Genomic DNA, 24,955 nt, shown 5'->3' with positions numbered 1-24,955 from the left:
GGATCTTAGTGGCTAGAAGCACCTTGGAACGGGAATAAAGGAACTTCCACTATGCTGATTTGCCCTCAGTGTAAATTTGAAAACCCCAATAGCAATAAATTTTGTCAAAGCTGTGGCACGTCCCTGACCCACAAGGTCTGTCCTGAATGCAGTACCGATGATGTACCTGTGAATGCACTACGTTGTCATAACTGTGGCACAGAATGTGGAACAGTGTTTTGGGCAATTATTGCTCAGGAAACGACTGCGAAAGCTTTGGGAGTAGAGAAAGATGAAGGAGATGTGGGAGTAGAGGGAGATGAGAGAGCAATATCTTCATCATCTCCTCTATCCGTTAGTTCTCAGATTGCATTAGACTCCCAAAAGCGCTATCAATTGTTAGATCCGCTACCTGCTCAAACGGAAACTGCCACCATTACTGATGTAGGTGTGAGAGTTCTAGACTGCCAGCCGTATCAAATATCACCCATTGAGGCAATACTAACAAGTCAGCAATCAGATTTGCTAACGCCATCAGTGGAAGCAAGTAGAATTCCTCACCTTGCTAAACTTTATATTGCTTTACAATACCAAGGTCAGCCGGGGATACCGCCGATTCACGATGCATGGCAGCAGGAAAATATGCAGGTAGTCATAATCGAAGACCGCTCACATTGGCAGCTTTTACTCGATTTATGGCAAGAAGAAACAACAAGTTCGTTAAAAATTTTACACTGGTGTTATGAAATGACCCAACTTTGGGCATTATTGGAACCAGTAGGTTGTCGTCAAAGCCTTTTAGATTTGTCGAATTTGCGATTGGATGAAGACCAAACGCTGGCGCTACAAAGGTTGTATGTGGAATCATCCAATTCTTTGCCTGTCACCGAGTCGCCAGAAGATGCCGAAGCCGAAACATCTGCTATTCCAGAGCAACCGTTAACCATTCAAGCTTTGGGCCGGGTTTGGCAAGCGCTATTTAGGCAGTCTCAACGCACTCAATTTGGCTCTGTAGTCCAGATGTTGGGGGATTTAGAGCTAGGTAAGATTCAGACGATCGCACAATTGCGATCGCGTTTGGAGGAAATCTCTCTTGAACTGGAAGCACTAGGAACTGCAACTTTACCCCCAATAAAGGAGAAAAATACTGCTGTGCCAATTATCCCGCAATCAGATGAGCCGGAAGATATCATTAGCAAAAGTGATGATATGCCAACTGTTGTGCTGGCGATGCAGTTAAGTAGCTTAGAAGATGCAGGACGCACAGATGTGGGGCGTCAACGTCATCATAACGAAGACTACTTTGGCATTGAAACCAAAATTCAAAAGCTGGAGTTGCCCAAAAGTCGAATCCTGCAAGGGCATGGTTTGTATATTCTCTGTGATGGTATGGGTGGACACGCTGGCGGCGAAATAGCCAGTGAGTTAGGAGTCAACACCCTACGGCAATACTTTCAAGAACACTGGATTACCAACCAACTGCCAACGGAAGATAGCATTCGTGAGGCAGTGTTTTTAGCGAATGAGGCGATTTACAAGCTCAATCAACAAGATGCCCGTTCTGGAGTTGGGCGCATGGGTACAACTCTGGTAATGCTGTTAATTCAAGACACTCAAGCAGCAGTTGCTCATGTGGGAGATAGCCGTCTCTATCGCTTGACGCGTAAGCGGGGACTAGAACAAGTCACAGTAGATCACGAAGTTGGGCAACGGGAAATTACGCGCGGAGTAGAAACAAGCATAGCTTACGCCCGCCCGGATGCCTACCAACTCACCCAAGCTTTGGGGCCTCGTGACGAAAACTCGATTAATCCCGATGTGGGCTTTTTTGAAATCAATGAAGATACTCTTCTGCTGTTGGTATCGGACGGTCTATCAGATAATGATTTAATAGAAACCCATTGGCAGACTCACTTAGAACCCTTACTTAGTTCTGGCGCTAACTTAGAACGGGGCGTTACAGACTTAATTGATTTGGCGAACCAACACAATGGTCACGACAATATTACTGGTATACTTGTTCGGGCAAAAGTACGCCCAAATTTGGAAAGTTAAAAAAATGGGGAGTGGGGAATGGGGAATTGGGAATGGGGAATGAGGACTGGGGAATGATTTTCCTAATACCTAATCCCTAATCCCTAATCCCTACTCCCTACTCCCCACTCCCCACTCCCTCTTAACTTGTAGGTTGTATTGTGGTTAGTCTGACTCTGTTAGAACCGCAACAGAAAACGCCCCTCCAGCAGTGGTGCTTTGAGAACTCTTCCATAATTCGGATTGGTCGAGCGGCAGATAATCATGTTGTTTTAACTGATAGTTTAGTTTCGCGGCATCATCTAGAACTTAGACAAGTAGATTCTGCTGACAATGGCGGTGGTTGGCGGCTGATTAGTCAGGGTACTAATGGGACTTTTCTCAACGGTGTCCTTGTGATTCAGAGTCCGTTACCGGATAATTCCCTGTTGCAACTGGCACAGGGAGGCCCAATACTGCAATTCCAAATTCAGGATGTAACAGTACTAGAAACTGGTGTGCGATCGCAACAAATGCAAGAAACAGAAGAAAACGCCGTTGCAACACTCCATTCAGCCCAAGGTAGATACACTTGCACCCATGAAGGCAATTCCCCAAACAATCTGTTTTGCATCCACTGCGGCCAACCTCTCTCAGTACAACAGAAAATTCGCCATTATCAGGTGTTGCGAACTCTCGGACAAGGAGGTATGGGTACTACTTATCTCGCTTGGGATGCGGCTGGTCAAGTTGCGGGTATGCCACAATTGCTGGTGTTGAAGCAAATGAATGCTGATATGGTAAAAATTGCCAAAGCTCAAGAATTATTTAAGCGAGAGGCGTATACTCTCAAATCCCTTAACCATCCGGGAATTCCCAAGTATTACGACTTCTTTGTAGAAGGCGGGAAAAAATACTTGGCAATGGAACTAATCCACGGACAAGATTTAGAGAGACGTGTTTATACCACTGGCCCAGTTACGCCAAGCCAAGCGATCGCTTGGATGATCCAAACCTGCGATATTTTAGAATATCTTCATAGCCAAGAGCCTCCACTGATTCACCGCGATATAAAACCCGCTAACCTGATGGTGCGAAGTTCACTAAATCGCATAGTGGTGCTAGATTTTGGCGCTGTTAAGGAAATTGGCACAGCCCCCGGTACTCGTATTGGTGCAGAAGGTTACTGCGCTCCTGAACAAGAACGAGGACAACCTTTAACTCAATCAGATTTGTATGCAATTGGGCCAACGCTGATTTTTCTGCTCACAGGCGAAAACCCTTTCAAGTATTACCGCCAACGAGGGCGAAACTTCAGGTTTGATGTGGCAAAAGTTCCCACTATTAGTTCCCAATTAAGAGATGTAATTGATCGCGTTACAGAACCATTGCCACGCGATCGCCACCAGACTGCCAAGGAATTAGCTGCGGCCTTAGCTGCTTGCCAAGTTTAGAGAGTGGGGAGTTGCAAGTGGGGAATCGGAAGTGGTGAATATTAAAAATTCCTATTCCCTATTCCCTATTCCCTACTCCCTACTCCCTATTCCCTATTCCTCATCCCAAGTTTCTACAGCTAGCAATTCACTAACTGGGTCTTGCATACTAAAGCCAAAGTCAAGCAGTTCCTGTTTCCAGTGCTGCCATTCATTACCGTAGAGCAAAGCGATTTTCCAGATGCTATCGCTTGGCTTGATAATGTTCGATTCTATGAGTGATTGCACGTTGCGCTGCAATTTCACCATTGGGTGAATCACTTGCTGAGTCATAACCTCGATTGAATTCAGATTTTGTTGGTAAATACTTAATTAAAACTGCTTACCATTCTGCAATTGTTGCCGGATCGTAGAGTGGTGTAATTTTGGTAAAGCTAGTCTTAACTTTTTAACTATACCATAACAAACTCTACTAAATTACTGGTAAATTCGCTTTTGTACGGTAATTACCACCACAAAACTCTAAATTCACCAAGCAGTCCTTAAACTTTTTGCAGAAGCTGGGCAGAGGTTCAGGGAATAAGGATTAAGGGATAAAGGGGTAAGGGATGCTTTTGTTTCCCCTTTTCCCTTTAACCTTTGGCCGTCTTCTTTTTCCTTGTAACCTTTAACCACGAGAGTGCAACAGTACCTTTTGTAAGATATCTATTGTGGACGCCGAGCAAAATAATTAGTCGTCTGGGAGGTTGCACTATGTAGTGTGACTGAGGACGACTGGGAAAATTTTATTTGTTTTAATCACGAAAAATATGTGTGCTTGTTGAAGAACTATAGGACACGGGCTAGTTTGAAAGTTTTTGACTGACAGGTAAATTTGCAATTAAGTAGAAATATCTACTGTTCCTCTTTATTTAAACGTTATTTACAATATCGCAAACATCTGACTTTAGGCTGAATCATCGTAAATCTTTATATAATCTTAATTTTTCGTCCAGTGAATAAAACTTGGAGGGTTTTGCTTTGAAGGATAGGAGCGATCGCATGGCAAAATTGTCGATATAGCATAAGCTCACCATAAAGTTTTCTTGTCTCCAGAGTCAGCATTTGAAGTTTGTGTAAAAAATTTCTAGCGAAGATGTTAGTTTCTGTTGGGCAGATGGGTATCCTCAGAACGGGAGGGTTGCTGATACCTAAGCATTTAGCACAGCAATAATTAATACATGCCTGGTTCAGGGGAAGAATATTTAATTTCCCGCAAAAAGCAGATTGAGCGGCGACAAAAGATTTTAACGATAGTGTCGATGTTCTCGTTTTTTGGTTCTACGGTGTTTGCAGTCATTCCGGCAATCCAACAGGCTAGTCAACCTAAGCCAGCAACTGCGTCTCCTTCTGCTGAGTCAGTATTGCAGCAACAAGCACGGGGTTATGAGCTAGTTTTACAACGGGAACCAGAAAACCAACTTGCTTTAGAGAAACTGTCTATAGTGCGGTTGCACTTGAAAGATGCTAAGGGTGCGATGACACTTTTGGAGAAGTTAGTGAAGTTGCACCCTGATCGGCAAGATTACAAAGTTGTATTAGAGCAGATTAAGAAGCAAGATAACCCAAAGGATTAAGAGCGGCGCTCAATAAAAACAAGCATACTTTTTTGCCCTGCAAGATAAAAGATAACTAATCAATTAGACAAATTACTCTTTTTAAGATTCACAGATTTTGGCTTAAAAACTAACAGGTTGGCTAATTCATCTAAAATGAAAATTGAAGAATTAAATTGGCAAAAGCAAGCCCAAGAATTTCTATTAAAGGGACAATATGATCAGATTGTAAGCTTTTATGAACAGGCCATACAAACTGAGCCTGACAATATAATACATTACTGCTACTTAGGACTAGCCTACCTTCTACAGGATCGGCCAGAAGAAGCCCAAGCAACCTGGGTTTTGGCAACTATGGCTCAGGAAGATCCTGAAGAAGCGGAATGGACAGAAAAATTGATTGAAATTCTAGATAAAGAAGCTCAAAGGCAAGCAACTTTGACTAACTTTCAAAAAAGTTGGATAATTCGTCAACAAATCCAGGAAATAGATCCTAGTTTTGTCTTTGACACTAATCTTGAATGCTACCAAAATAAGACAAATATATTAGATCAGCTTATTCAACCATATAAGCTTAATTTTGGTTGTGGAAAAGTCAAATTTGATGGCTGGCTCAATATAGACATAGACACAACACTAAACACAGTTGACCTAATATGGGATGTTAGTAATAGACTGCCTTTTAAAGATAACTCTTGCCAGATTATCTATCACGAACATATGCTAGAACATTTGCCTGTGGAACAAGGTATATTTTTTCTTCATGAGTGTTATCGTGTACTTCAAGTTGGAGGCGTTTTACGTGTAGCTATGCCATCTCTTGATGTATTGCTTAAAAAAGCAACCTCTGAGAATTGGCGAGACCAAGACTGGCTTAGATGGCCAGAATATCAGTTCATTCAAACACGAGCTGAAATGATTAATATTGCCTTTCGATGGTGGGGACATCAGTATCTATATGACAGTGAAGAATTACATCGCCGATTACATGAGGCTGGATTTATCTATGTGAAAGATGTTGAATGGGGTTGTAGTGACACGAAAGAACTTAGAAATCGAGAAACTCGAAATGATTCTTTATTGATATGTGAAGCACGAAAATAAATCGAAATGTCATGGAAAATATTATGCAAATATCTTTTGATAAGTATAGGATTGCAGGTGTTAAAACCTTCAAGTATACAAAGATAATAGGTTTAGAAAATATCGAGTTTGGTAGCAATATAATAATTGACGATTTTGTGTTTATATATGCTAAAAAAACTATTAAAATAGGTAGTTATGTACATATTGCATCTTTCGCTTCAATAACGGGAGGTGAGTGTTTTACAATGGAGGATTTTTCAGGTATATCTTCTGGTGTAAGAATTTTTACTGGCTCAGATGATTTTCAAGAATGGGGTTTTGGCAATCCTACAATTGATGAAAAATACAGAAATACTAAAAGAGAATCTGTACAGATAGGAAAATTTTGTGTAATTGGTGCAAATAGCGTTATTTTACCAGGCGTTACTGTTGGCGAAGGGGCTACAGTTGGTGCAGGCTCAGTTGTCACAAAAAACCTAGATGCTTGGGGGATATATGTTGGTAATCGCAAAATAGGAGAAAGAGATAGAATAGGTGTTTTGAATAACTACGAAAAATTTCTACAGGAAAATTTAAATAATAATGCAAATCATAACTATTCAAAATGAACCTTTTGATCAACCAATTTATGTAACGCGACCAATTCTGCCAAGTTTAGATAGAATTACTGAAAAATTACAAGAGATATGGGATAGCAAATGGTTAACTAATAATGGGCCACAGCATTCTTTACTTGAAAGTAAACTAGTAAATATGCTGAATGTTCCATATCTTTCGTTATTCAATAATGGAACAATAGCACTCATAACAGCTTGTCAAAGCTTACGTCTTGCGGGTGAAGTTATAACCACTCCTTTCACTTTTCCAGCAAGTCCTCATGTATTGACATGGAATAATATCAAACCCATATTTTGTGATATTGATCCAGTCACTATGAATATTGATGCCAATAAAGTTGAATCAATGATTACACCCCAAACATCTGCAATTTTGGGCGTACATGTGTATGGAACACCGTGCAATGTTATCAAAATTCAAGAAATAGCTGATAAATATGGTTTAAAGGTAATTTATGATGCTGCACATGCATTTAACGTTGAAATTGATGGTGTAGGAATTGGGAATTTTGGCGATATATCAATGATGAGCTTTCATGCTACTAAACTATTTCATACTGTTGAAGGTGGCGCTTTAATGTTTAAAGATCCAAACCTAAAAACCAGAATCGATTTCTTAAAGAATTTTGGTATTAAAAATGAAGAAGAAGTAGTAATGCCTGGAATAAATGGAAAAATGAACGAAATTCAGGCAGCTATTGGTCTAGTTGTACTTAATTATATAGAAGACGAAAGGAATAAAAGGAAAGCATTGATTAGTAAATATAAAGAATGTTTAGAATATGTGCCAGGAATTAAACTGTTACCAGAAAACTCTAATTGCACCAATAGCTATCAATATTTTGTTATTAGGATTGAACAGGAAATATTTGGATGTTCACGAAACTACGTCCATGAAAAATTTAAAGAATACAATATTTTTACTAGAAAATATTTTTACCCTTTGTGTAGTGACTATCCATGTTATAAACAGCTCCCATCAGCAAGCAGTGTCAACTTGCCAGTAGCGAATGCAATTTCTCAACAAGTTTTATCATTACCATTGTATGGTGAGTTAAGTACTTATGAAGTAGAAAAAATTTGTAATATTTTACTAGAAATTCGAGGAAAATAGATTATGCCAAGAGTTACAGTTATTATTCCATCTTATAACCACGAAAAATTTGTAGGTGAAGCAATTCAAAGTGTTTTAGATCAAACATATCAAGATTTTGAACTAGTTATTACAGATGATGGTTCTACGGATAAAACTGTGGAGATTATTAAAAGTTTTACAGATTCCCGAATTAGGCTATTTTGTTTTGAACGAAATCAGGGTGCTTGTGTAGCTGCTAATAAGTGTGTTAGCGAAGCTAAAGGTGAATTTATAGCAATGTTAAGTTCTGATGATATTTTTGCTCCTGAAAAACTAGAGAAACAGGTTAATTTTTTAGATAAAAATCCAGAGATTGGCGCTGTTTTTGGATTCGCAGAGATTATAGACGAATATGGTAATGAATTTCAGGATGAAAACCACTTTTATAAGCATATTTTTATACAGCCTAATAGAACAAGATTTGAGTGGCTCAATTATTTTTTTTTCAGGTTAAATTGTTTATGTCATCCCAGCGTTTTGATTAGAAAAAAATGTTATGACCATATTGGTAGCTATGATGAACGCTTTGCTCAACTGCCAGATTTAGATTTCTGGATACGTCTTTGTATGAATTATGAAATTTATATAATTCCAGAAAATCTTATAAAATTCCGTGTTCTTCAAAATGAGACGAATGCTAGCGGTGATAAACCTACTAAACACATCCGTCAATCTTTAGAAATTACTCAAATTCTGAAAAATTATTTAAAAATAGAAGTTAATAACAACTTCCTAAAAATATTTCCAGATATTTTAATAGATATTACTTCTCTGGAAACAGAATTAGCATCTTTTTATGTTGCTATGTTAGCACTACAGGTTGGGAATCCTGCTTATAAATTTTTTGCAATTGATACACTTTATCAAATTTTTACCAATAAAAATATTGTTATTAGAATTAAAGAAAAGTATTCTTTTGACTTTCCAAATCTAGTTATGCTGACTGGAGAGCAAGATGTATTTAGCATTATCAGTATGGATAAGTTGCAACATACTTTACAACAAGCTCAATCTAATAAATTGCAGCAAACTAAAATAAAACTTAAAGACGCGAAACTATATACTAATGATACTGAATTTATAAAAAATGACTTAGTGAATGAGGATATTGAATATCCATTAATAAAACCTGCTAATGAAGAAAATAATAGACCGTTCTGGTCTGTAATGATTCCTGCATATAACAATACAAAATATTTAGAACAGACTCTAAAAAGTGTACTAGAGCAAGCACCAACATCAGAGCTAATGCAAATCGAGGTTGTTGATGATTGTTCTACCCAAGGTGATGTAGAGAAAATTGTTCAGTTGGTAGGTAAAGGCAGGGTTAATTTTTATCGACAACCTAAAAATTTAGGCTTCATTGGTAATTGGAATGCCTGTATACAACGTGCGCGTGGTTATTGGGTTCATATATTACACCAAGATGATATAGTCATGCCTGGGTTTTATAATCGTTTACAAGCAAGTTTAGAAAAAGAAACTAGCACTGGAGCAGCATTTTGCCGCCACAGTTATATAGATAAAAATAGTAATTGGCTATTTTTGTCTCTGCTAGAAAGGGAGACATCCGGTATCCTTTCTAACTGGCTAGAATTAATCGCTACAATGCAACGCGTTCAATTTCCCGCTATTGTAGTCAGACGCAGCACCTATGAAAAATTAGGGGGATTTTGTCCAGAAGCAGGTTCTGCTGCTGATTGGGAGATGTGGAAACGAATTGCCGTACATTACCCAATTTGGTATGAACCTCAAATTTTGGCATGTTTCCGTTTACATTCTGCTTCAGAGTCCTCTAGATTGAACCTAACTGGCACAAATATTGCTGATACGCGTAAGGCTATAGACATTTCCCAAATCTACTTACCTGAAAAAATTGCTGCTGGTTTATCTGCAAAAGCTAGGGAGTATTATGCATTCGATGCTTTGAGTAGAGCAAGGCAGATGCTAGATAATCAGGATATAGCTGCTGCTATTGCTCTAATTCGAGAAGGGCTAAAATGCAGTAATTCTCCTCAAATAATGGCTTCACTAGCGTCTTTATTAACCACATCTGAAGCTAATCCTTTACTACATTTATTTGGTTCATTTTTACTGTCTACTGAAAAACAGCAGATTGCAGCTTCCGTTATTGCTGATGTTTTAGATAAAGAGGAAGATGATTTCTCTGAAAAATTTAATTTAAAAGATATTAACTTAGTTATTTTTCCAGACTGGCAGCAGCCAGAAGAATTACTATACGAAGAGTTGACCAATATCATTAAAATGATTGTTACTTGTCAGAACAGAGATAAAATCTCTTTGTTAATAGATAATAGTAATATTTCTGATGAGGATGCTAATTTTATTATATCTGATGTAATTTGGACATTATTGCAAACAGAAGATTTAGAAAATATAGAAGAACCTAAAATTTCACTTATTGGTAATTTAAGTGAAAGAGAATGGAAATATCTTTTGCCAAATCTTCAAGCTCGTATTAGCGTGAAAGAAGAAAACAAAAAAGCTTTTTGTCAAGTAGGAGTAGAAAACCTAAGCTATTTAGACTTGCAAGACCTAGAAAACTGGCTCATAAATAAAGCTAATAAATTAGCTCAGAATAAATTGTAATTATCATTATTCAATTACTCTAAATAGTAGTGTATCTGTAATCTTTAGTATAAGAGAAGCGGATAAGTTCGTTAGAAATGAATGAAAAGCTCAAAATTGTAATTAAATTATCATCAATTTATACAAAATTTATGCGCTACAAAGCTCTTATCTTTTTCCCCCACAATCCTTATCCTGGTAAAACAGGCGCACATCAAAGATGCCTGTCGATGCTCAAGGGGTTAAAAGAATTAGGTTACGATGTCACTCTGTTTGGTTCCAATCTAATCACTGATAACCCGTGGCAAATTGATATAATTCAAGATTTACAGATTGACCTTGATATCAATGTAGAAGTATATCAAGGTACAGAGGCAGATTGGCAATTCATGTCCTCAGTAAGTGCAAATATTGAAGGGACGAACTGGGACTTTTACACACCCCCAGGTTTATGTCAAAGGTTTCGTGAAATGTTCAGGCAGCTAGCACCTGATGTGGTCGTGATTAATTATGCATTTTGGGCAAAACTAGCTATTGGAGACGAGTTTAAGTCAGCAGTCAGGATAATAGAAACTCACGATTTGCTCACACTCAGTAATCAAATGAGGCAAGCATTAGGACAATATTTAAGAACTCCTCCATATACCTCAGATGAGATAGATTCTGAACTTGTGGATGAGGATTTCTTTTCTAAATTACATCTGAACGCTACTCCTGACGAATACTTGATATATGACCAGTACGATTATACGATCGCGATCGCCCCTAGAGAGCAACAGTTGATTAGGGAACATACTTGCCAAACAAGAGTTGAGTATGTTCCTATGACTTTTATTACGGAGAATGTCGATAATACTTATACTAATGCGCCCCTGTTAGCAATCGGGCCTAACCCTTTTAATATTCAAGGATATTTATATTTCACAACAAAAGTGCTGCCTCTCGTATTACATCAATTGCCAGAATTTTGCTTAAAAGTTGTAGGTTCTAGCTGCCAGCATTTAATTCCAGTTGAAAGTACTGAATTATTAGGTTTCATTCCTGACCTCAAGCCACTTTATACTGAAAGTCGGTTTGCAGTATGTCCACTTATAGGCGGCACTGGTCAGCAAGTCAAAATTGTTGAAGCAATGGCGCATGGTCTACCTGTGATTACTTTACGAAATGTGGCTGAAAGTTCACCTATAGAACATGGCGTTAATGGCTTCATTGCCGATAATGCTGAAGAGTTTGCAGCATACACAATTCAGTTATTCAACAATCCTGATTTATGTCGCCAAATTGGACAAGTTGCACGGCAAACAATCGCAACTAATTTTTCTAGCCAAACATTAGTAGAAAAATTGAATTTTTTACTACCTGAAAATCTCAAAAATCTTCAGAAAGTCACTCAAAAGTTATCTTTTAAAATAGTTGTTGATGCTGTCTTCTTCCAACTATACCAAACTGGTATTTCTCGTGTTTGGAAATCTTTATTAGAAGAATGGGCTAATAATGGTTTTGCAAAGCATATTGTTGTGCTTGACCGTGCTGGAACTGCTCCCAAAATTCCTGGTATTAGGTATCGTAATTTACTACCCTATGACTATAATGACACTCTTGCTGATAAGGAAATACTACAGCAAGTGTGTGATGAAGAAGGTGCAAACTTGTTTATCTCTTCTTACTATACTATCCCCACTACAACGCCTTCTGTATTCATGGCATATGACATGATTCCAGAAGTTATGGGATGGGATATGAATAATCCTATGTGGCAAGAAAAACATCATGGTATCGAATACGCATCTGCCTACATCGCAATTTCTCAACATACAGCACACGACTTAGTAAAATATTTTACTGATATAATTATAGAGTCTATTACTGTTGCTCATTGTGGAGTTAAAAGTACTTTTTCACCATGTAAACTTCAAGAAGTTAATGCTTTTAAGTCAAAATACAGTATTACAAAACCATACTTTATTTTAGTTGGTGTTGGAAGTGCCTATAAAAATAGTATTTTGTTCTTCCAAGCTCTTTCAAAACTTGCCAGTAGCTATGGATTTGATATTGTTTGTACAGGTAGTGGTGGTTTATTAGCACCTGAGTTTAGAGCTTACACATCTGGTAGTATTGTTTATATGCTGCAACTCAGTGATGAAGAGTTAGCAATAGCTTACTCTGGTGCTGTGGCACTGGTTTATCCTTCTAAATATGAAGGTTTTGGTATGCCTGTTATTGAAGCAATGGCTTGTGGTTGTCCAGTTATCACTTGTCCTAATGCTTCAATTCCAGAAGTGGCGGGAGAAGCAGCAATATATGTTGATCACAGTAATATAGATGAACTTACAAATGCACTTTGCGATGTGCAAAAGCCTAATATTCGCAACTCATTAATTACTGCGGGTTTGGCACAGGCGAGAAAGTTTTCATGGTCAAAAATGGCGCAAACTGTAAGTTCTGCTTTGATTAATGCTACTCTTCTGTCTTTAAATCTCAAAGAAATGAATTTAATTATTTTTCCTGATTGGTCACAACCAGAAGATTTAATCGGTTTAGAATTACAACGAGTGATGAGGGCACTAACAACTCATATTAGTAGCGAGAAAACTACCCTACTGATCAATACTGGTAACATTGGTGGCGAGGATGCCGAACTATTTTTGTCTAGTGTGGCTATGAATCTTTTAGTGGAAGAAGATTTAGATGTTACTGAAGGGTTAGAAATTTCCCTGGTGGGAAAATTGGCTGATATTCAGTGGGAAGCTTTGCTACCTAGCATTCATGCTCGAATTATTTTGCAACACGAAGATCAACAAGCAATAACACAAGTGCAAGCAGAAAAGCTGCCATCTCGTCAACTTGATAGCTTGAGTAATCAACTATATGTGCTGCAATAAAATTGCTCGACAGCTTGCCCTAACCCACTGCATATTCTGTAATTTTTCTCATGAAAGGAGACTGAAATCCTAACACAATGTCCTTTTTAGGAACTCCCATCGCAACCAAATTTGCTGCAATATCATCTTCTGTACCATTCCATTGAAGCCAAATCTTTTCACCCTTAATATCAATATGGATGATGCAACTATGTACCCAATCTTGTCCTTCCCAGCCTACATGGACTACTTGGTAATGGTCACGTTCTATATCAAAAATATTCTCAACGTCTATATTACCGTAAGCGCGTTTTTGCTCACTATACTCCTGTAATATCTGCTGTACAATCTGGCGATAGTGGGCTAGTTTATCCATTTAAAAATTACCTCTTGCTCTACATCATAAATAATCATTTTGAGTTGATTCTCTTCAATCATAGCTTGGGGAAAATCAAGTTAAAAAAATGTCTTATAAGTTGTCAAAGGTACTCCTAAATACAAAATACGCTCTGACTGTCGTCGCCTTAATGCGCCCCTATAGTTGATAAACTGTCCCAATGCTGTATGAAATTCTGAGATTGCAGATGATTTCTCCAAAAAACTTTTAACTTCAACAGCAATTTTTTCTCCTTGCCGTTCTGCCGCAATCAGTTTTTCAGCAGCTAAATCAATAGATACATTCACACCACCCACACTAATTGAGAGGGGTCATGATTAATCTGCCAACTATCCTTCTGCAAAGCTTTTTTGACAACTTCATGAAAGACATCTTTAGCAGACATATTTATCCACAATTGTATTTATTATTTTTATATTACCTCTTAAGCCTGCCATACAACATAGGCAAGCACCTCATAGATATAGGTTTCCTTAAAATTAGAATAATCTGTGGTTTATTTAGCTGAAAATTACTGTAATAGGTTGTTTGAAAAGTATCAAGTTGTATACAGATCCCCCCTAATCCCCCTTAAAAAAGGGGGCAAAAACCCTCAAAGTCCCCCTTTTAAGGGGGATTTAGGAGGATCTACAAGTCTTTGATACATCACCAACAACTTTTAAAACATCGTCTTAGAGGTTATTTTGAACGCTCAAGCGCTCACTACGAGCTTATTTTCCGTCAATATACCTTTGCCACATCTGCTGGTAAGCCTTCTCCATCTCACGAGTAAACTGCTTACCATTCCACAGGGGTGCTGTTTGTCGAGATGCTTTCAGTTTCAAAGCCACCTGCTGGCGTAAAGCTTCATCTTTCCCCAAGCGCACGCCCCACTCTATATATTCTTCATCTGTCCAAGCAATACCTTCTGCCACACCTACATTCATCATCATGGTGTAACTATTACGAGCCGCAAATTGCTGTCCAACTCTGGTTACTAAGGGGATGCCCATCCAGAGTGTTTCTAGGGTTGTCGTAGCTCCGTTGTAGGGAAAAGTATCTAATACAACATCAGCAATAGTTAAATTTGCTCTATGGACAGCCTCAGAGGTATCTAACGGCACAAAACGCAGACGTGAACACTCTACACCTTCTTCTTCTGCTAGCTGCATAAAAAATTTCTGTACAGCTTCAGAATCGGCTAATCCTTTAATCAAGAAATAGCTATTGGGAACTTCTTTGATAATTTTCATTTGCGATCGCGCTGTATCAGGGTGGCGCTTAAATCCTCTCTGAGCGCTGAGATAGACGACAGCATCATTAGGAATATCTAAAGAATCCCGCCGTAAAGTTGGTACACCCACCTCAAAACCATCTACTGCTATATAAGTTTGGGGCAATCTCCAGATTTTTTCTGTATAATATCCCTGAGCAGATTCTGGCAAAACATAAGGGTCAGCAATAAAGTAATCAACTGCTGGTATTCCCGAAGCATCCCAACCCAACCATGTTACTTGCACAGGTGCAGGTTTTAGCGCCATGATTTCACAAGTTACATCTAGAGTGATGCTATCCAAATCTATTAAGATATCAATTTCATCTTGGTAAATTTTTTCAGCGATATCTTCACTATAGATTCCACCTTTATAAGCTTTAGTGAATTGCTGACTATACCATTCTTGTAGCGGATCGTTTATCTGTTTATAATTTACAAAATAGCCATAAACATCAAATTTTTCATGGTTATGATGCTGAATCAACCACCGCGCCAACCAGCCCACTGAATGTCTAGATAAACAATGGGATAGGTATCCAATTTTTCTTGGCTTATTTATTTTTTGTGAATTACGTTGTTTATACTGCTGTATTACTTCACTGGCATACTCTTGTACATTAAGTTGACAAAGTTGTGCCACTTGATTTTGAATTTGTCTATTTTTATAAGGATCATCTTGTAAGTATGGTGCAAAATAGTTGGCATTAAATAGACGAAGAACCCTAGTTGCTACAATATTTGTAGGTTGTTCTGCTATTAAAGATTTAAGTAAATGTTCTTGCTGCTGCAAAACTCCACAAGCTTCCTGCCAATAACCAGGAGCATCCATTAATCCTCGTTGCAGCAGATGTGTTGCAAATATTTGATCGAGTAATGTAGTAGATAAGGAATAGCATAACTTAGCTGTTTCTATACCTTGATTATAATCACCAGCCTTAAGATAAAAAGCAGTCAAATGCCGCAAAATCTCCAAATTTTTAGGCTCCAGGTTTAAACCTAGCTGAATTAGGTGCGATGCAATTTGTGGCTCCCACATTGACTGAGCGATTTTAACTGTAGCTGGAATTAAAATATTAATAAAAGATTTAGGTTCACAAACATGAGCTAAACAAGCTTTTGCAAACTCCAAAATGGAGGGATGCAAAGGAGCATAATTGAGAATATTCTCAAACACTTGTAATAATAGTTGAACATCTACATTTACTTCTGACTGAAGCAACTCAATCACGTCTAGAGAATTTAATTCATCACCTGTAAATGTTTCCAGTTGGATAGCTAGCTCAATTAAATACAATAGATTGTTAACATCTATGGGATTTATTTCCCGGATATGTTGACGAATTGCCCAAGCAACTGAATAATCTGCTAGTGTCTCCCTGCGTTCAGCCTCAGTTTGCAGAACCTGTAACAATTCAACTGTCCATTGTTCAACTTGGTGGGCTTCTCCTTCAGCGATACCCAGCATCCAAATCATCTGCGCTTCTGCTTCTTGCTCCTGCAAGAGCAACATTAATCCTAAATTCCAGTAGTGCATTTTCACTTCTGGTTCTGCTTCAATAGCTTGCTCATAACAACTAGTAGCATGACTGTAGTTACCTTTGATAAAATATTGTTGGGCTTGCTGTTCAAAAAGGGTAATATTAGTATGAATTTGTACAGAAGTCATAGCCAAGAATCCCAGAAGAGTATTATTAGGTGAATTTAAAACAAAATCAAAGTGGGTAGTTTACACTACCCACTCCATTACATGTTCAATCAAAGTTGATACAACTAAGCATTTTTATTTAGATTTCAGTTGTTCGTAGCCTGTCGGACAATCCGGTTCTACTGGGGTTGTAGAAGTAAATGCTGCGTTTTGTTTTGTACCAACGCCAACATTAGTAGACTCACACAAAACTGCCAAAGTAGTTGCTTCACTAGTAGATTGTTGAGTGGATAAAGCCACAACACCTACATAAGATTTCAGTGGTGCTTTCAGAGAGATACCATTGTTAGCAACGCCATTGTTACTGGTCGCACTGCCAATTTCGTATTTATAGTTCTCGGTTTGGCTTCTAATACCCATCCCTAATTTATTCAAGTCAGTGGTAAATTCACCATTTTCTAGGAAATATGCTTGTTGAGCGCGGTTCATAGAACCAGAGTATTGTTTAGCTTCTGACTGCTTACCTTTGTTAGCTTGATTCAAGAAAGAAGGTAGTGCGATCGCAGACAAAATACCGATAATAATAATTACTACTAATAACTCAATAAGTGTGAAACCTTCGTTTTCCTTCTTTTTGCCGATGATGTGTTGGAGAAACTTTGCTTTTAATTCGGTTTTCATAAGTGTTTTCCCTGGTGTAGGATGTGGTTGTGTGTTCTAGATATAACTTACCCAACTGCGATCGCTTTCCTATCACCTTGAGAAAAAAAGTTTGGGGGAATGCGGTTACACAATCCAAAATCCTTGCATTCAAAAGCCCCTGGTGTATACCAGGGGCTAGATTCTCAATTTTGTTTGTGAGAGTGCTTTATTCAAACTCAGGTGGCCACAGTTCTGATATCGCCATTTCCCAACCTGGTAGCAAGTCCGGTAATGTAAGTGTGTCTCCATTTTCCAACACCACTGGAGCTTGGTTTAATCGGTAAACCGTTACTGTCAATTTATCAGGGTCAATCAATATGCCGACTATAGACCCAAGTTGCAAAAATAGCTGAATCTTCTCTTCAAGCGGTTTGATTCTGTCGCTTTTAGATTTAATCTCAACCATCAGGTCTGGAACTAACTCTACAAAGTCGCGCTTGGTCTTCTTTAGCCGATCCGCCCGAACAAAAGACACGTCACGCGATCGCAGGTTTCTTTTTTCCAAATCGTCTTCTTCTATACTCGGCAAGATAAACCCAGCGCTAGAACCAGTTACACGTCCTAGCTTGCGCGACATAACCCAGATATTTAAGAAGGTAATTAGACGAGTACCAATTTCCTCTGACTCGTAATCTGATGGCGAAGAAACTATGATTTTTCCCTCTACCAGTTCCATCTGCCATTCTGGATGCTCAGTGTGTAACTGCTCTAAATCGGTGATGGTGAGGAACATAATACACCAAATAACGCTTTTATTTATATCATACCTACGAAAGCTACAATGTATTGTATTGAAAGAAAAACGCCTGCATAGTTTGCCATTCGTAGCATTAATGAAAACAGATGTAATTTTTTATGAACTTATTAAGGAACTACCACAGATATTTTTTGAACTTATTGACAAACCTGATACTAATCCTAATATCTACACATTTATTGCGCCTGAAATCAAACAACAATCATTTCGTCTAGATGGCTTATTTGCTACTATCAAGGGATTTGAAAACGAACCTTTATACTTTGTTGAATTACAAACCTACAAAGATGAAGACTTTTACGAGCGACTTTTTGGGGAAATTTTTGTTTACTTCCGTCAATATAAACCCGCAAACTCAGACTGGTACGCAATTGTTATCTACGATCGCCGCATTCATGAAACCCCACCTCACCCGCGCTATCAGGCTTTAGTAGAACAACATCTACGCTGCATTTATCTGAATGAACTTTCGACTAGTACTGAAGATTCATTGGCGATAGGAATTGCCAAACTATTTGTAGAATCACCTACAAAAGCTACTTCCTTAGCTCAACAGCTAATTACTCAGGCACGAGAAGACTTTCCCGATGAAAATCTTCAAAAGAAAGTGCTAGCATTTATCCAAGCAATTGTATTTTATAAGTTTCCCAATCTTACTTTAGAGGAAATTGAAGCCATGCTTGATTTAGATGCATTCAAAAATACTCGATTGTACGAGAGTATCGTGGCAAAGACAGAACCAGAAACCAAGCTGAAATTAGCCCCAAAATGTGTTGAGAAAGGTATGAGCATTCAAGAAATAGCTGAATTTCTAGAGCTAGACGTTGAAATTATCAAGAAATATCTGCAAGAACAGTCTTAGTGATTAAGAATAATGTAACTTATGCAACTGGCACATACATATATTAGGAGCAATTGAAACCATGTTTGATTTAGATGAATTTACAATTACTCGATTGTACAAGAACATCTGGGAAAAGAGTAGATTGAAATTAGCCCCAAAACTTAGAGATCGAGGTATGAGTGTTCAAGAAATGGCAGAATTGCTAGAAATAGATATTGAAGTTATCAGGAAATATCTGCGAGAAAACTTTTAGCGGTTAAGAGTATCTTTGGCAAGTGTTGAGCGCATAGTACCGTAGGCATTTGGCGATCGCTTACCATCGGCGTAGCCAATCACAGTTTGTTATGCTATATTAAACGTAGTCGTTATGAGTTCGTATATTTTCATGGCTAACACAACTGTAGAAAACTTGGTAATTATCGGTTCTGGCCCAGCAGGGTACACAGCAGCTATTTATGCCGGACGCGCTAACCTGAAACCAGTTGTATTTGAAGGTTTCCAAGCCGGGGGATTACCTGGTGGGCAACTAATGACAACGACGGAAGTTGAGAACTTTCCAGGGTTTCCCCAAGGGATTACCGGGCCGGAACTGATGGATCAGATGAAGGCTCAGGCGGAGCGCTGGGGGGCTGAACTATATACTGAAGATGTTATATCAGTTGACTTGAGTCAGCGTCCATTTACAGTGCGATCGCAAGAGAGGGAAATAAAAACCAACAGCATCGTCATTGCTACGGGTGCAACAGCAAAGCGTTTAGGTTTACCCAACGAACATGAATTTTGGAGTCGAGGTATTTCCGCTTGTGCAATTTGCGATGGTGCAACACCGATTTTTCACGGCGCAGAATTGGCTGTGATTGGTGCTGGCGACTCGGCGGCGGAAGAGTCAATTTACCTCACCAAGTATGGTTCCAAGGTAAATATGTTGGTACGCACCGATAAAATGCGGGCTTCTAAAGCTATGCAAGACCGCGTTTTGAACAACCCGAAAATCCAAGTGCATTGGAACACAGAAGCCGTGGATATCTTCGGTAATGGTCACATGGAAGGGGTGAAAGTCCGCAATACCAAAACTGGTGAAGAGAGCAAACTGCACGCCAAGGGTTTATTTTACGCCGTTGGTCACACTCCCAACACGTCTCTATTTAAAGGTCAGTTAGAACTGGATGAGGTAGGTTACGTTGTCACCAAGCATGGTTCTGTAGAAACCAGTATAGAGGGCGTTTTTGCTGCTGGCGACGTGCAAGATCATGAGTTTCGGCAAGCAATTACGGCTGCGGGTACTGGTTGTATGGCGGCGATGTTGGCAGAACGTTGGTTGTCATCCAGTGGCTTGATTCAAGAATTCCATCAACAGCCAGAAACAGCAGTTAATGAATTAGAACATCAGCCAGCCAAAAAGACTGAAGCCGAGGAAGAAGCTGGATTTAAATTGGATGCGACACGCCATGAGGGAGGTTATGCCTTACGGAAATTGTTCCATGAAAGCGATCGCTTACTCCTTGTTAAATACGTCTCTCCTGGTTGCGGCCCTTGCCATACCCTGAAACCAATTTTAAATAAAGTGGTGGATGAATTTGACAGCAAAATTCACTTCGTAGAAATTGACATCGACAAAGACCGAGATATTGCTGAAAATGCAGGTGTGACAGGAACACCAACGGTTCAATTGTTCAAAAATAAGGAACTGGTGAAGGAAGTTAAAGGTGTGAAGCAAAAGAGCGAATACCGCCAGTTGATTGAAAGTAATCTGTAAGAGAATGGGGAGTGGGGAATGGGGAATAGTAAAAAATCATTGACAGTTACTAATTTTCAATACTCACCCCCCGACATCGCAAACTAACCTGTTAAATAAAGATACAGAAATAATCGTTGTATTGACCAAAGTTTGCGCCTGATTAAAATCAGAATCACCCGTAATCAAGAAATCTGCTTCTGCTGCCATAGCACAAGCTAAAAACTTTGCATCTTTTCTATCTCTGGGAAAATCAACTTCAAAATTGACATCAATTAGCGTTAGAAATGTATCGATAATTTCAAACCATTCACCTCTCACCTCATCTGTCAACTTAAATTTGCTTCGGCTTAAGACTTCTTTATATTCCACAATAATTTCTTCAGAAGCTATCCATTGCCAATCTGGATTATCAAAAATAAACTGAATAACATCTCTTGGTACTCTACCCTTAAGGACAGCAGAAACTAAAACATTCGTGTCAACAACAACTTTCATTCCCCGCGTTGGTAAGCTTCAATTTCTGCTGAGATTTCTGCTTCTGTAATATCTTGTACTCCCGGAAGCGACTGTGTTTTATCAAATAAATCTCTCAGTTTTTTACTAATTTCTGCTCTTGGATTATCCTCAGCTAAGATAATTATTTCTACTCTTTGTCCTACCTGAAAAGGTAAATCAGATAATATTACTTGACTTGGATCTGTAATAGTGATGTATTTTTTGTAAGCGTTCATAATTCCTCCATTAACTTGGTCTTTCTCTACTTGGGATAATTAAACTTTGTGGTGACAACGGCTGGTAATTTATTTCTAGCAAAAATAAGGCATAATCTCACCTCTAACTCAGTCTAGCTTTGTATCCACCGCGAAACAGTTGGACTTTTATTCACGATGTTTACGCAATCCCCTATCTGATATGTAAAATAGTCAGCGTATCAAGCTTTGCTCCAGGCGATCGCTTTATGGCCATTACAAAACGGCGACTACCGACATTTTTACAGTTTGGCAACAGTCTCAATCTTTCGCAAAAACTCATGCTCATCGGGTTAGCCATTACCCTATTTTTCATCTTCCTGGCATTTTTCGCTCCCGTATTCCAGGCTTGGGGATGGCTGCAAAACCCTAAAGATTTTCTTTCTAATCCAATTCACGAGCCACCCTCAGCTAAACATTGGTTTGGTACTAGTCGTCTGGGCTATGATGTGTTCTCCCGCACGCTGTTCGGCGCTCAAGCTGCTTTGCAGGTGGTGATTTTGGCAACAGCGCTGAGTATGATTATCGGTGTACCTTTGGGGATGCTGAGTGGTTATCTCGGCGGTAAATTGGATAAAGTGTTGCTGTTTATTATGGATAGCATCTACACTCTACCGGGACTACTGCTGTCTGTGACACTGGCGTTTGTGGTGGGGCGTGGGATATTAAATGCAGCGATCGCTATTAGCATTGCCTACATCCCTCAATATTACCGCGTTGTTCGCAACCACACTGTGAGTGTGAAAACTGAAGTATTCATCGAAGCTGCTCAAGCAATGGGCGCTTCTACTTGGGTTGTGCTTTCTCGTTATCTGTTTTTCAACGTCATTCAAAGCGTACCCGTTCTATTCACACTCAACGCTGCTGATGCGATTTTGGTGTTGGGCGGTTTGGGTTTTTTGGGGCTAGGACTCCCCGAAGAAGTGGCAGAATGGGGACATGATTTAAAACAAGCCTTAGAAGCTCTACCTACTGGCATTTGGTGGACTACACTTTTCCCTGGTTTAACCATGACATTCATGGTGGTAGGGTTATCACTACTTGGTGAGGGGTTAAATGAATTTGTCAATCCCCGATTACGAAGAGAAAATAGAATCCGAAAGTAGTCATTAGTCATTAGTCATTGGTCATTAGTTTTAGACAAAGGACAAAAGACAAAGGACAAATGACAAATGACAAATAAACAATAGAGAGATTTGTATGAAAGATAATCTAACGTTAATTGCTGCCGCTACTGGCGGGTTTATCCTTTCCGTTGCTCTTGCTGGTATCTTAAGAGGTGCGCCAATTACAGCTTGGCAAGAGCAATTGAGTGTTCGTACTATGACTGTTGCTAATTTACGACTCGCACCCAATAGGACAGAAAATTTAGAATATTTTCGTGCCAAATCCTAAAACCCTGACGAATTGTTGATTTTGAACTGGAGAATAGGGAATAGGGAATGGGTAATAACTGTTCACCAATTACCAATGCCCAATGCCCAATGACAAATGACAAATGACAAATGACAAATGACAAAATTCAAGTAATTGGCATTGATGTGGGGGGAACGGCAATTAAGCTGGGGCGTTTTGCAGCTGATGGTACTTGTCTCTTATCTTTGACTGTGGCATCTCCCCAGCCGACGACACCGGAGGCGGTGCTGGCGGTGATCGTAGATGCGATCGCTCAAATTGATCCAGATAATCAAGCTGTTGCTATTGGTGTTGGGACTCCTGGCCCATCCGATGCAGCAGGACGCATTGCCAAAATCGCCATTAACTTACCTGGATGGGTCGATGTGCCTTTAGCAGATTGGTTAGAAATTAAAACTGGTAAACCTACTGCGATCGCTAATGATGCTAATTGCGCTCTTTTGGGAGAAGCTTGGCTGGGAGCCGGTCGCCATTTTCAAAATCTGATTCTGCTAACTTTAGGTACTGGGGTTGGTGGCGCAATTATCCTAGATGGCAAACTCTTTGTTGGACATCAAGGAGCCGCCGGGGAATTAGGTTTAATTTCATTAAATCCTGATGGCCCAATTTGTAATAGTGGCAATCAAGGCTCTTTGGAACAATATGCTTGTGCTACTGCGATTCGCCGTCGCACTCTCAAGGAACCTGTCGAATTGGGTTTTCTTGCCCAACAAGGAGACATCGCAGCATTGACTTTTTGGCAAGAATATGGTAGATATTTGGGAATTGGTTTGACGAGTTTGATTTATGTACTCACACCGCAAGCGATCGTCATTGGTGGTGGTATAAGTGGCAGCTTTGAATTTTTCTTACCAGCAGTGAAGGCAGAAATTGAGAAGCGAGTTCAGCCTTTATCAAGGGTGGGTTTACAAATATTGCCAGCCGAGTTAGGTAATTTTGCAGGGATAGTGGGTGCAGCAAAATTGGCATGGCAACACTATTCGGAATTTTAAATGATGGTTCAAACAATCCCAGCTAGAGATATCAGTCTTTACGAATTAGAAGAAAAATTTGGTTTACAACTTGCCACAGACACCAACTTTTTTCCAGAGTGGACAGAAAATTTACTAACTCTGACTGATGCCCAAAAGCAAGCGATCGCGCGAGTCAAAAGCAACTATTTAAACTTGAGTAAGCACCGTCTAATGTCAGAAGAGGCGGTAAAGATGGTAGTGCTGTCTCCTTTACTCGATTTAGCTGGGTTTTATCAACTTCCTTTTGAGATTGAAACCGAGACTTCTGTTGAGATTTCTGCTGAAGACGAGAGTTTTATCGTTAAAGGAAATATTGATGTTCTTGTCATCCAAAAACGTTTTTGGGTACTTGTCATCGAATCTAAAAGCAGTAAATTTGATGTGATGACAGCTCTACCTCAAGCACTAGCTTATATGCTTAATCGTCCAAATCCTGCACAACCGACTTTTGGTTTACTAATCAACGGTAGGGAATTTGTTTTTGTCAAATTGATTCAACAAGAACATCCTTGGTATGCACGATCTTATGCGCTATCAATTGAACGTGATTTAGAACTACACCAAGTACTCAGTGTATTGAAGCGCCTTGGAGAATTAATCGTAATTCGTAATTCGTAATTCGTAATTCGTAATTCGTAATTCGTAATTCGTAATTCGTAATTCGTAATACTAAGACAAAGAATATCCAGTTGCTTTCTTAACGTATTTCACAACTTTTTCATAAGATTCAGGATTACTCACAGGGTTGATGATGATGGGAATAGTCCCATCTGGCAACCAAAAAGTTATCCTGCCATTCGGTTCATGACAAAAAGAACTGATGCAGTTGAGATTAATTACATATTCGTTTTTATCGTAATAGATTTTTACCCAGTGGGCATGATCTAATTCCAATCCAGTCACACATTCTAAATAATCGAGGATCTTTTGATAATCTTCCAAGCTACTTTGCGGGTTAATCACTATCGGAATGGCACTATCGGGTAACCAAAAAGTAACCCTGCCATTGAGTTCATAACAAAAAGCATGGACACGTTCAAAATTCACTACATATTCTCTCCTTTCGTAAAGGATTTTCACCCAGTACGCCACAACATCTCCCCAAGTCCGAAATTTACGAATGATGCACCC

At 39.1% G+C, this 24,955-nt stretch carries 23 protein-coding genes and 1 pseudogene; 15 read left to right on the top strand and 9 right to left on the bottom strand.

Annotation, left to right across the window (positions count from 1 at the left end; all coding sequences use genetic code 11):
- Positions 1–51: 51 nt before the first annotated feature.
- Both LC653_RS15735 and LC653_RS15730 read left to right on the top strand, forming a co-directional pair.
- Positions 52–2,034: a serine/threonine phosphatase gene (locus LC653_RS15735; RefSeq protein ID WP_229495356.1), complete on the top strand. Its 1,983-nt coding sequence runs from the start codon at positions 52–54 to the stop codon at positions 2,032–2,034.
- 140 nt (positions 2,035–2,174) lie between these two features.
- Complete coding sequence (locus LC653_RS15730; protein WP_229495355.1) at positions 2,175–3,446, top strand: protein kinase domain-containing protein; 1,272 nt, start codon at positions 2,175–2,177, stop codon at positions 3,444–3,446.
- Positions 3,447–3,539: 93 nt separating this feature from the next.
- Here the strand turns inward: LC653_RS15730 and LC653_RS15725 are convergent, their stop codons facing one another.
- Positions 3,540–3,758 (bottom strand): DUF4327 family protein, encoded by a 219-nt coding sequence (locus LC653_RS15725; RefSeq protein WP_012407469.1) that lies wholly within the window; start codon positions 3,756–3,758, stop codon positions 3,540–3,542.
- Between the two features lie 887 nt (positions 3,759–4,645).
- On the opposite strand from LC653_RS15725, the gene LC653_RS15720 reads away from it, so the two are divergent.
- The 6 genes from LC653_RS15720 (at position 4,646) to LC653_RS46835 (ending at position 13,329) form a co-directional block, all read left to right on the top strand.
- Complete coding sequence (locus LC653_RS15720; RefSeq protein ID WP_229495354.1) at positions 4,646–5,041, top strand: tetratricopeptide repeat protein; 396 nt, start codon at positions 4,646–4,648, stop codon at positions 5,039–5,041.
- Positions 5,042–5,176: 135 nt separating this feature from the next.
- Positions 5,177–6,124 (top strand): methyltransferase domain-containing protein, encoded by a 948-nt coding sequence (locus tag LC653_RS15715; RefSeq protein WP_229495353.1) that lies wholly within the window; start codon positions 5,177–5,179, stop codon positions 6,122–6,124.
- Between the two features lie 23 nt (positions 6,125–6,147).
- The gene (locus LC653_RS15710; RefSeq protein ID WP_229495352.1) at positions 6,148–6,714 is read left to right on the top strand and encodes an acyltransferase; all 567 of its coding nucleotides are present in this window, start codon (positions 6,148–6,150) and stop codon (positions 6,712–6,714) included.
- Entirely contained in the window at positions 6,689–7,837 is a 1,149-nt protein-coding gene (locus tag LC653_RS15705; protein WP_229495351.1) for a DegT/DnrJ/EryC1/StrS family aminotransferase, read from the top strand. The genes LC653_RS15710 and LC653_RS15705 overlap by 26 nt, the downstream gene beginning before the upstream one ends.
- A gap of 3 nt (positions 7,838–7,840) precedes the next feature.
- On the top strand, positions 7,841–10,468 hold the full coding sequence (locus tag LC653_RS15700) for a glycosyltransferase family 2 protein (RefSeq protein WP_229495350.1): 2,628 nt from the start codon (positions 7,841–7,843) through the stop codon (positions 10,466–10,468).
- Between the two features lie 77 nt (positions 10,469–10,545).
- Positions 10,546–13,329: a glycosyltransferase gene (locus tag LC653_RS46835; protein WP_308189092.1), complete on the top strand. Its 2,784-nt coding sequence runs from the start codon at positions 10,546–10,548 to the stop codon at positions 13,327–13,329.
- 19 nt (positions 13,330–13,348) lie between these two features.
- Here the strand turns inward: LC653_RS46835 and LC653_RS15685 are convergent, their stop codons facing one another.
- The 5 genes and pseudogenes from LC653_RS15685 to LC653_RS15665 form a co-directional block, all read right to left on the bottom strand.
- Positions 13,349–13,684: a XisI protein gene (locus LC653_RS15685; protein ID WP_229495349.1), complete on the bottom strand. Its 336-nt coding sequence runs from the start codon at positions 13,682–13,684 to the stop codon at positions 13,349–13,351.
- A pseudogene (locus LC653_RS15680) lies at positions 13,672–14,090 on the bottom strand (XisH family protein). The gene LC653_RS15685 and the pseudogene LC653_RS15680 overlap by 13 nt, the downstream one beginning before the upstream one ends.
- A gap of 325 nt (positions 14,091–14,415) precedes the next feature.
- Positions 14,416–16,626 (bottom strand): O-linked N-acetylglucosamine transferase, SPINDLY family protein, encoded by a 2,211-nt coding sequence (locus LC653_RS15675; RefSeq protein ID WP_229495348.1) that lies wholly within the window; start codon positions 16,624–16,626, stop codon positions 14,416–14,418.
- A 114-nt stretch (positions 16,627–16,740) separates the two neighbouring features.
- Positions 16,741–17,286 (bottom strand): type IV pilin-like G/H family protein, encoded by a 546-nt coding sequence (locus LC653_RS15670; protein WP_229495347.1) that lies wholly within the window; start codon positions 17,284–17,286, stop codon positions 16,741–16,743.
- Between the two features lie 187 nt (positions 17,287–17,473).
- Positions 17,474–18,040, bottom strand: coding sequence for a Uma2 family endonuclease (locus LC653_RS15665; protein ID WP_229495346.1), 567 nt, complete (start codon positions 18,038–18,040; stop codon positions 17,474–17,476).
- 100 nt (positions 18,041–18,140) lie between these two features.
- On the opposite strand from LC653_RS15665, the gene LC653_RS15660 reads away from it, so the two are divergent.
- The 3 genes from LC653_RS15660 to trxB all read left to right on the top strand — a co-directional run bounded on the left by LC653_RS15660 (position 18,141) and on the right by trxB (position 20,664).
- The gene (locus LC653_RS15660; protein ID WP_229495345.1) at positions 18,141–18,926 is read left to right on the top strand and encodes an Rpn family recombination-promoting nuclease/putative transposase; all 786 of its coding nucleotides are present in this window, start codon (positions 18,141–18,143) and stop codon (positions 18,924–18,926) included.
- Positions 18,927–18,987: 61 nt separating this feature from the next.
- Positions 18,988–19,161, top strand: coding sequence for a hypothetical protein (locus LC653_RS15655; RefSeq protein WP_229495344.1), 174 nt, complete (start codon positions 18,988–18,990; stop codon positions 19,159–19,161).
- A 132-nt stretch (positions 19,162–19,293) separates the two neighbouring features.
- Positions 19,294–20,664 carry a thioredoxin-disulfide reductase gene (gene trxB / locus LC653_RS15650; RefSeq protein ID WP_229495406.1) on the top strand — a complete coding sequence of 457 codons (1,371 nt, stop codon included), beginning with the start codon at positions 19,294–19,296 and terminating at the stop codon, positions 20,662–20,664.
- A gap of 63 nt (positions 20,665–20,727) precedes the next feature.
- On the opposite strand, the gene LC653_RS15645 is transcribed toward trxB, so the two are convergent.
- Both LC653_RS15645 and LC653_RS15640 read right to left on the bottom strand, forming a co-directional pair.
- A complete protein-coding gene (locus LC653_RS15645) occupies positions 20,728–21,141 on the bottom strand; it encodes a putative toxin-antitoxin system toxin component, PIN family (protein WP_229495343.1) in 414 nt (137 codons plus the stop codon).
- Positions 21,138–21,377 carry a hypothetical protein gene (locus LC653_RS15640; RefSeq protein ID WP_229495342.1) on the bottom strand — a complete coding sequence of 80 codons (240 nt, stop codon included), beginning with the start codon at positions 21,375–21,377 and terminating at the stop codon, positions 21,138–21,140. Before LC653_RS15640 ends, LC653_RS15645 begins: the two co-directional genes overlap by 4 nt.
- 227 nt (positions 21,378–21,604) lie before the next feature.
- On the opposite strand from LC653_RS15640, the gene LC653_RS15635 reads away from it, so the two are divergent.
- The 4 genes from LC653_RS15635 to LC653_RS15620 all read left to right on the top strand — a co-directional run bounded on the left by LC653_RS15635 (position 21,605) and on the right by LC653_RS15620 (position 24,442).
- On the top strand, positions 21,605–22,501 hold the full coding sequence (locus LC653_RS15635; RefSeq protein WP_100901440.1) for an ABC transporter permease: 897 nt from the start codon (positions 21,605–21,607) through the stop codon (positions 22,499–22,501).
- Between the two features lie 94 nt (positions 22,502–22,595).
- On the top strand, positions 22,596–22,790 hold the full coding sequence (locus LC653_RS15630; RefSeq protein WP_229495341.1) for a hypothetical protein: 195 nt from the start codon (positions 22,596–22,598) through the stop codon (positions 22,788–22,790).
- A gap of 110 nt (positions 22,791–22,900) precedes the next feature.
- Positions 22,901–23,803 (top strand): ROK family protein, encoded by a 903-nt coding sequence (locus LC653_RS15625; protein ID WP_229495340.1) that lies wholly within the window; start codon positions 22,901–22,903, stop codon positions 23,801–23,803.
- Entirely contained in the window at positions 23,804–24,442 is a 639-nt protein-coding gene (locus LC653_RS15620; protein WP_308189090.1) for a type I restriction endonuclease subunit R, read from the top strand.
- A 51-nt stretch (positions 24,443–24,493) separates the two neighbouring features.
- Here LC653_RS15620 and LC653_RS15615 read toward each other — a convergent pair whose 3' ends face one another.
- The gene (locus LC653_RS15615; RefSeq protein ID WP_118164385.1) at positions 24,494–24,916 is read right to left on the bottom strand and encodes a hypothetical protein; all 423 of its coding nucleotides are present in this window, start codon (positions 24,914–24,916) and stop codon (positions 24,494–24,496) included.
- Positions 24,917–24,955 lie beyond the last annotated feature (39 nt).

Source organism: Nostoc mirabile CHAB5784 (genome assembly GCF_020829645.1).
GTDB lineage: Bacteria > Cyanobacteriota > Cyanobacteriia > Cyanobacteriales > Nostocaceae > Nostoc > Nostoc mirabile.
Note: the sequence above shows the minus strand (reverse complement) of the source record. Positions and strands in the feature narration are given on the sequence as shown.

What these genes read in the sequence shown, in the direction of transcription:
- LC653_RS15735 (WP_229495356.1), top strand. Translation starts at nt 52, where the DNA reads ATGCTGATTTGCCCTCAGTGTAAATTTGAAAACCCCAATAGCAATAAA.
- LC653_RS15725 (WP_012407469.1), bottom strand. Translation starts at nt 3,758, where the DNA reads ATGACTCAGCAAGTGATTCACCCAATGGTGAAATTGCAGCGCAACGTG.
- LC653_RS15720 (WP_229495354.1), top strand. Translation starts at nt 4,646, where the DNA reads ATGCCTGGTTCAGGGGAAGAATATTTAATTTCCCGCAAAAAGCAGATT.
- LC653_RS15715 (WP_229495353.1), top strand. Translation starts at nt 5,177, where the DNA reads ATGAAAATTGAAGAATTAAATTGGCAAAAGCAAGCCCAAGAATTTCTA.
- LC653_RS15710 (WP_229495352.1), top strand. Translation starts at nt 6,148, where the DNA reads ATGCAAATATCTTTTGATAAGTATAGGATTGCAGGTGTTAAAACCTTC.
- LC653_RS15705 (WP_229495351.1), top strand. Translation starts at nt 6,689, where the DNA reads ATGCAAATCATAACTATTCAAAATGAACCTTTTGATCAACCAATTTAT.
- LC653_RS15700 (WP_229495350.1), top strand. Translation starts at nt 7,841, where the DNA reads ATGCCAAGAGTTACAGTTATTATTCCATCTTATAACCACGAAAAATTT.
- LC653_RS46835 (WP_308189092.1), top strand. Translation starts at nt 10,546, where the DNA reads ATGAATGAAAAGCTCAAAATTGTAATTAAATTATCATCAATTTATACA.
- LC653_RS15685 (WP_229495349.1), bottom strand. Translation starts at nt 13,684, where the DNA reads ATGGATAAACTAGCCCACTATCGCCAGATTGTACAGCAGATATTACAG.
- LC653_RS15675 (WP_229495348.1), bottom strand. Translation starts at nt 16,626, where the DNA reads ATGACTTCTGTACAAATTCATACTAATATTACCCTTTTTGAACAGCAA.
- LC653_RS15670 (WP_229495347.1), bottom strand. Translation starts at nt 17,286, where the DNA reads ATGAAAACCGAATTAAAAGCAAAGTTTCTCCAACACATCATCGGCAAA.
- LC653_RS15665 (WP_229495346.1), bottom strand. Translation starts at nt 18,040, where the DNA reads ATGTTCCTCACCATCACCGATTTAGAGCAGTTACACACTGAGCATCCA.
- LC653_RS15660 (WP_229495345.1), top strand. Translation starts at nt 18,141, where the DNA reads ATGAAAACAGATGTAATTTTTTATGAACTTATTAAGGAACTACCACAG.
- LC653_RS15655 (WP_229495344.1), top strand. Translation starts at nt 18,988, where the DNA reads ATGTTTGATTTAGATGAATTTACAATTACTCGATTGTACAAGAACATC.
- trxB (WP_229495406.1), top strand. Translation starts at nt 19,294, where the DNA reads ATGGCTAACACAACTGTAGAAAACTTGGTAATTATCGGTTCTGGCCCA.
- LC653_RS15645 (WP_229495343.1), bottom strand. Translation starts at nt 21,141, where the DNA reads ATGAAAGTTGTTGTTGACACGAATGTTTTAGTTTCTGCTGTCCTTAAG.
- LC653_RS15640 (WP_229495342.1), bottom strand. Translation starts at nt 21,377, where the DNA reads ATGAACGCTTACAAAAAATACATCACTATTACAGATCCAAGTCAAGTA.
- LC653_RS15635 (WP_100901440.1), top strand. Translation starts at nt 21,605, where the DNA reads ATGGCCATTACAAAACGGCGACTACCGACATTTTTACAGTTTGGCAAC.
- LC653_RS15630 (WP_229495341.1), top strand. Translation starts at nt 22,596, where the DNA reads ATGAAAGATAATCTAACGTTAATTGCTGCCGCTACTGGCGGGTTTATC.
- LC653_RS15625 (WP_229495340.1), top strand. Translation starts at nt 22,901, where the DNA reads ATGACAAATGACAAAATTCAAGTAATTGGCATTGATGTGGGGGGAACG.
- LC653_RS15620 (WP_308189090.1), top strand. Translation starts at nt 23,804, where the DNA reads ATGATGGTTCAAACAATCCCAGCTAGAGATATCAGTCTTTACGAATTA.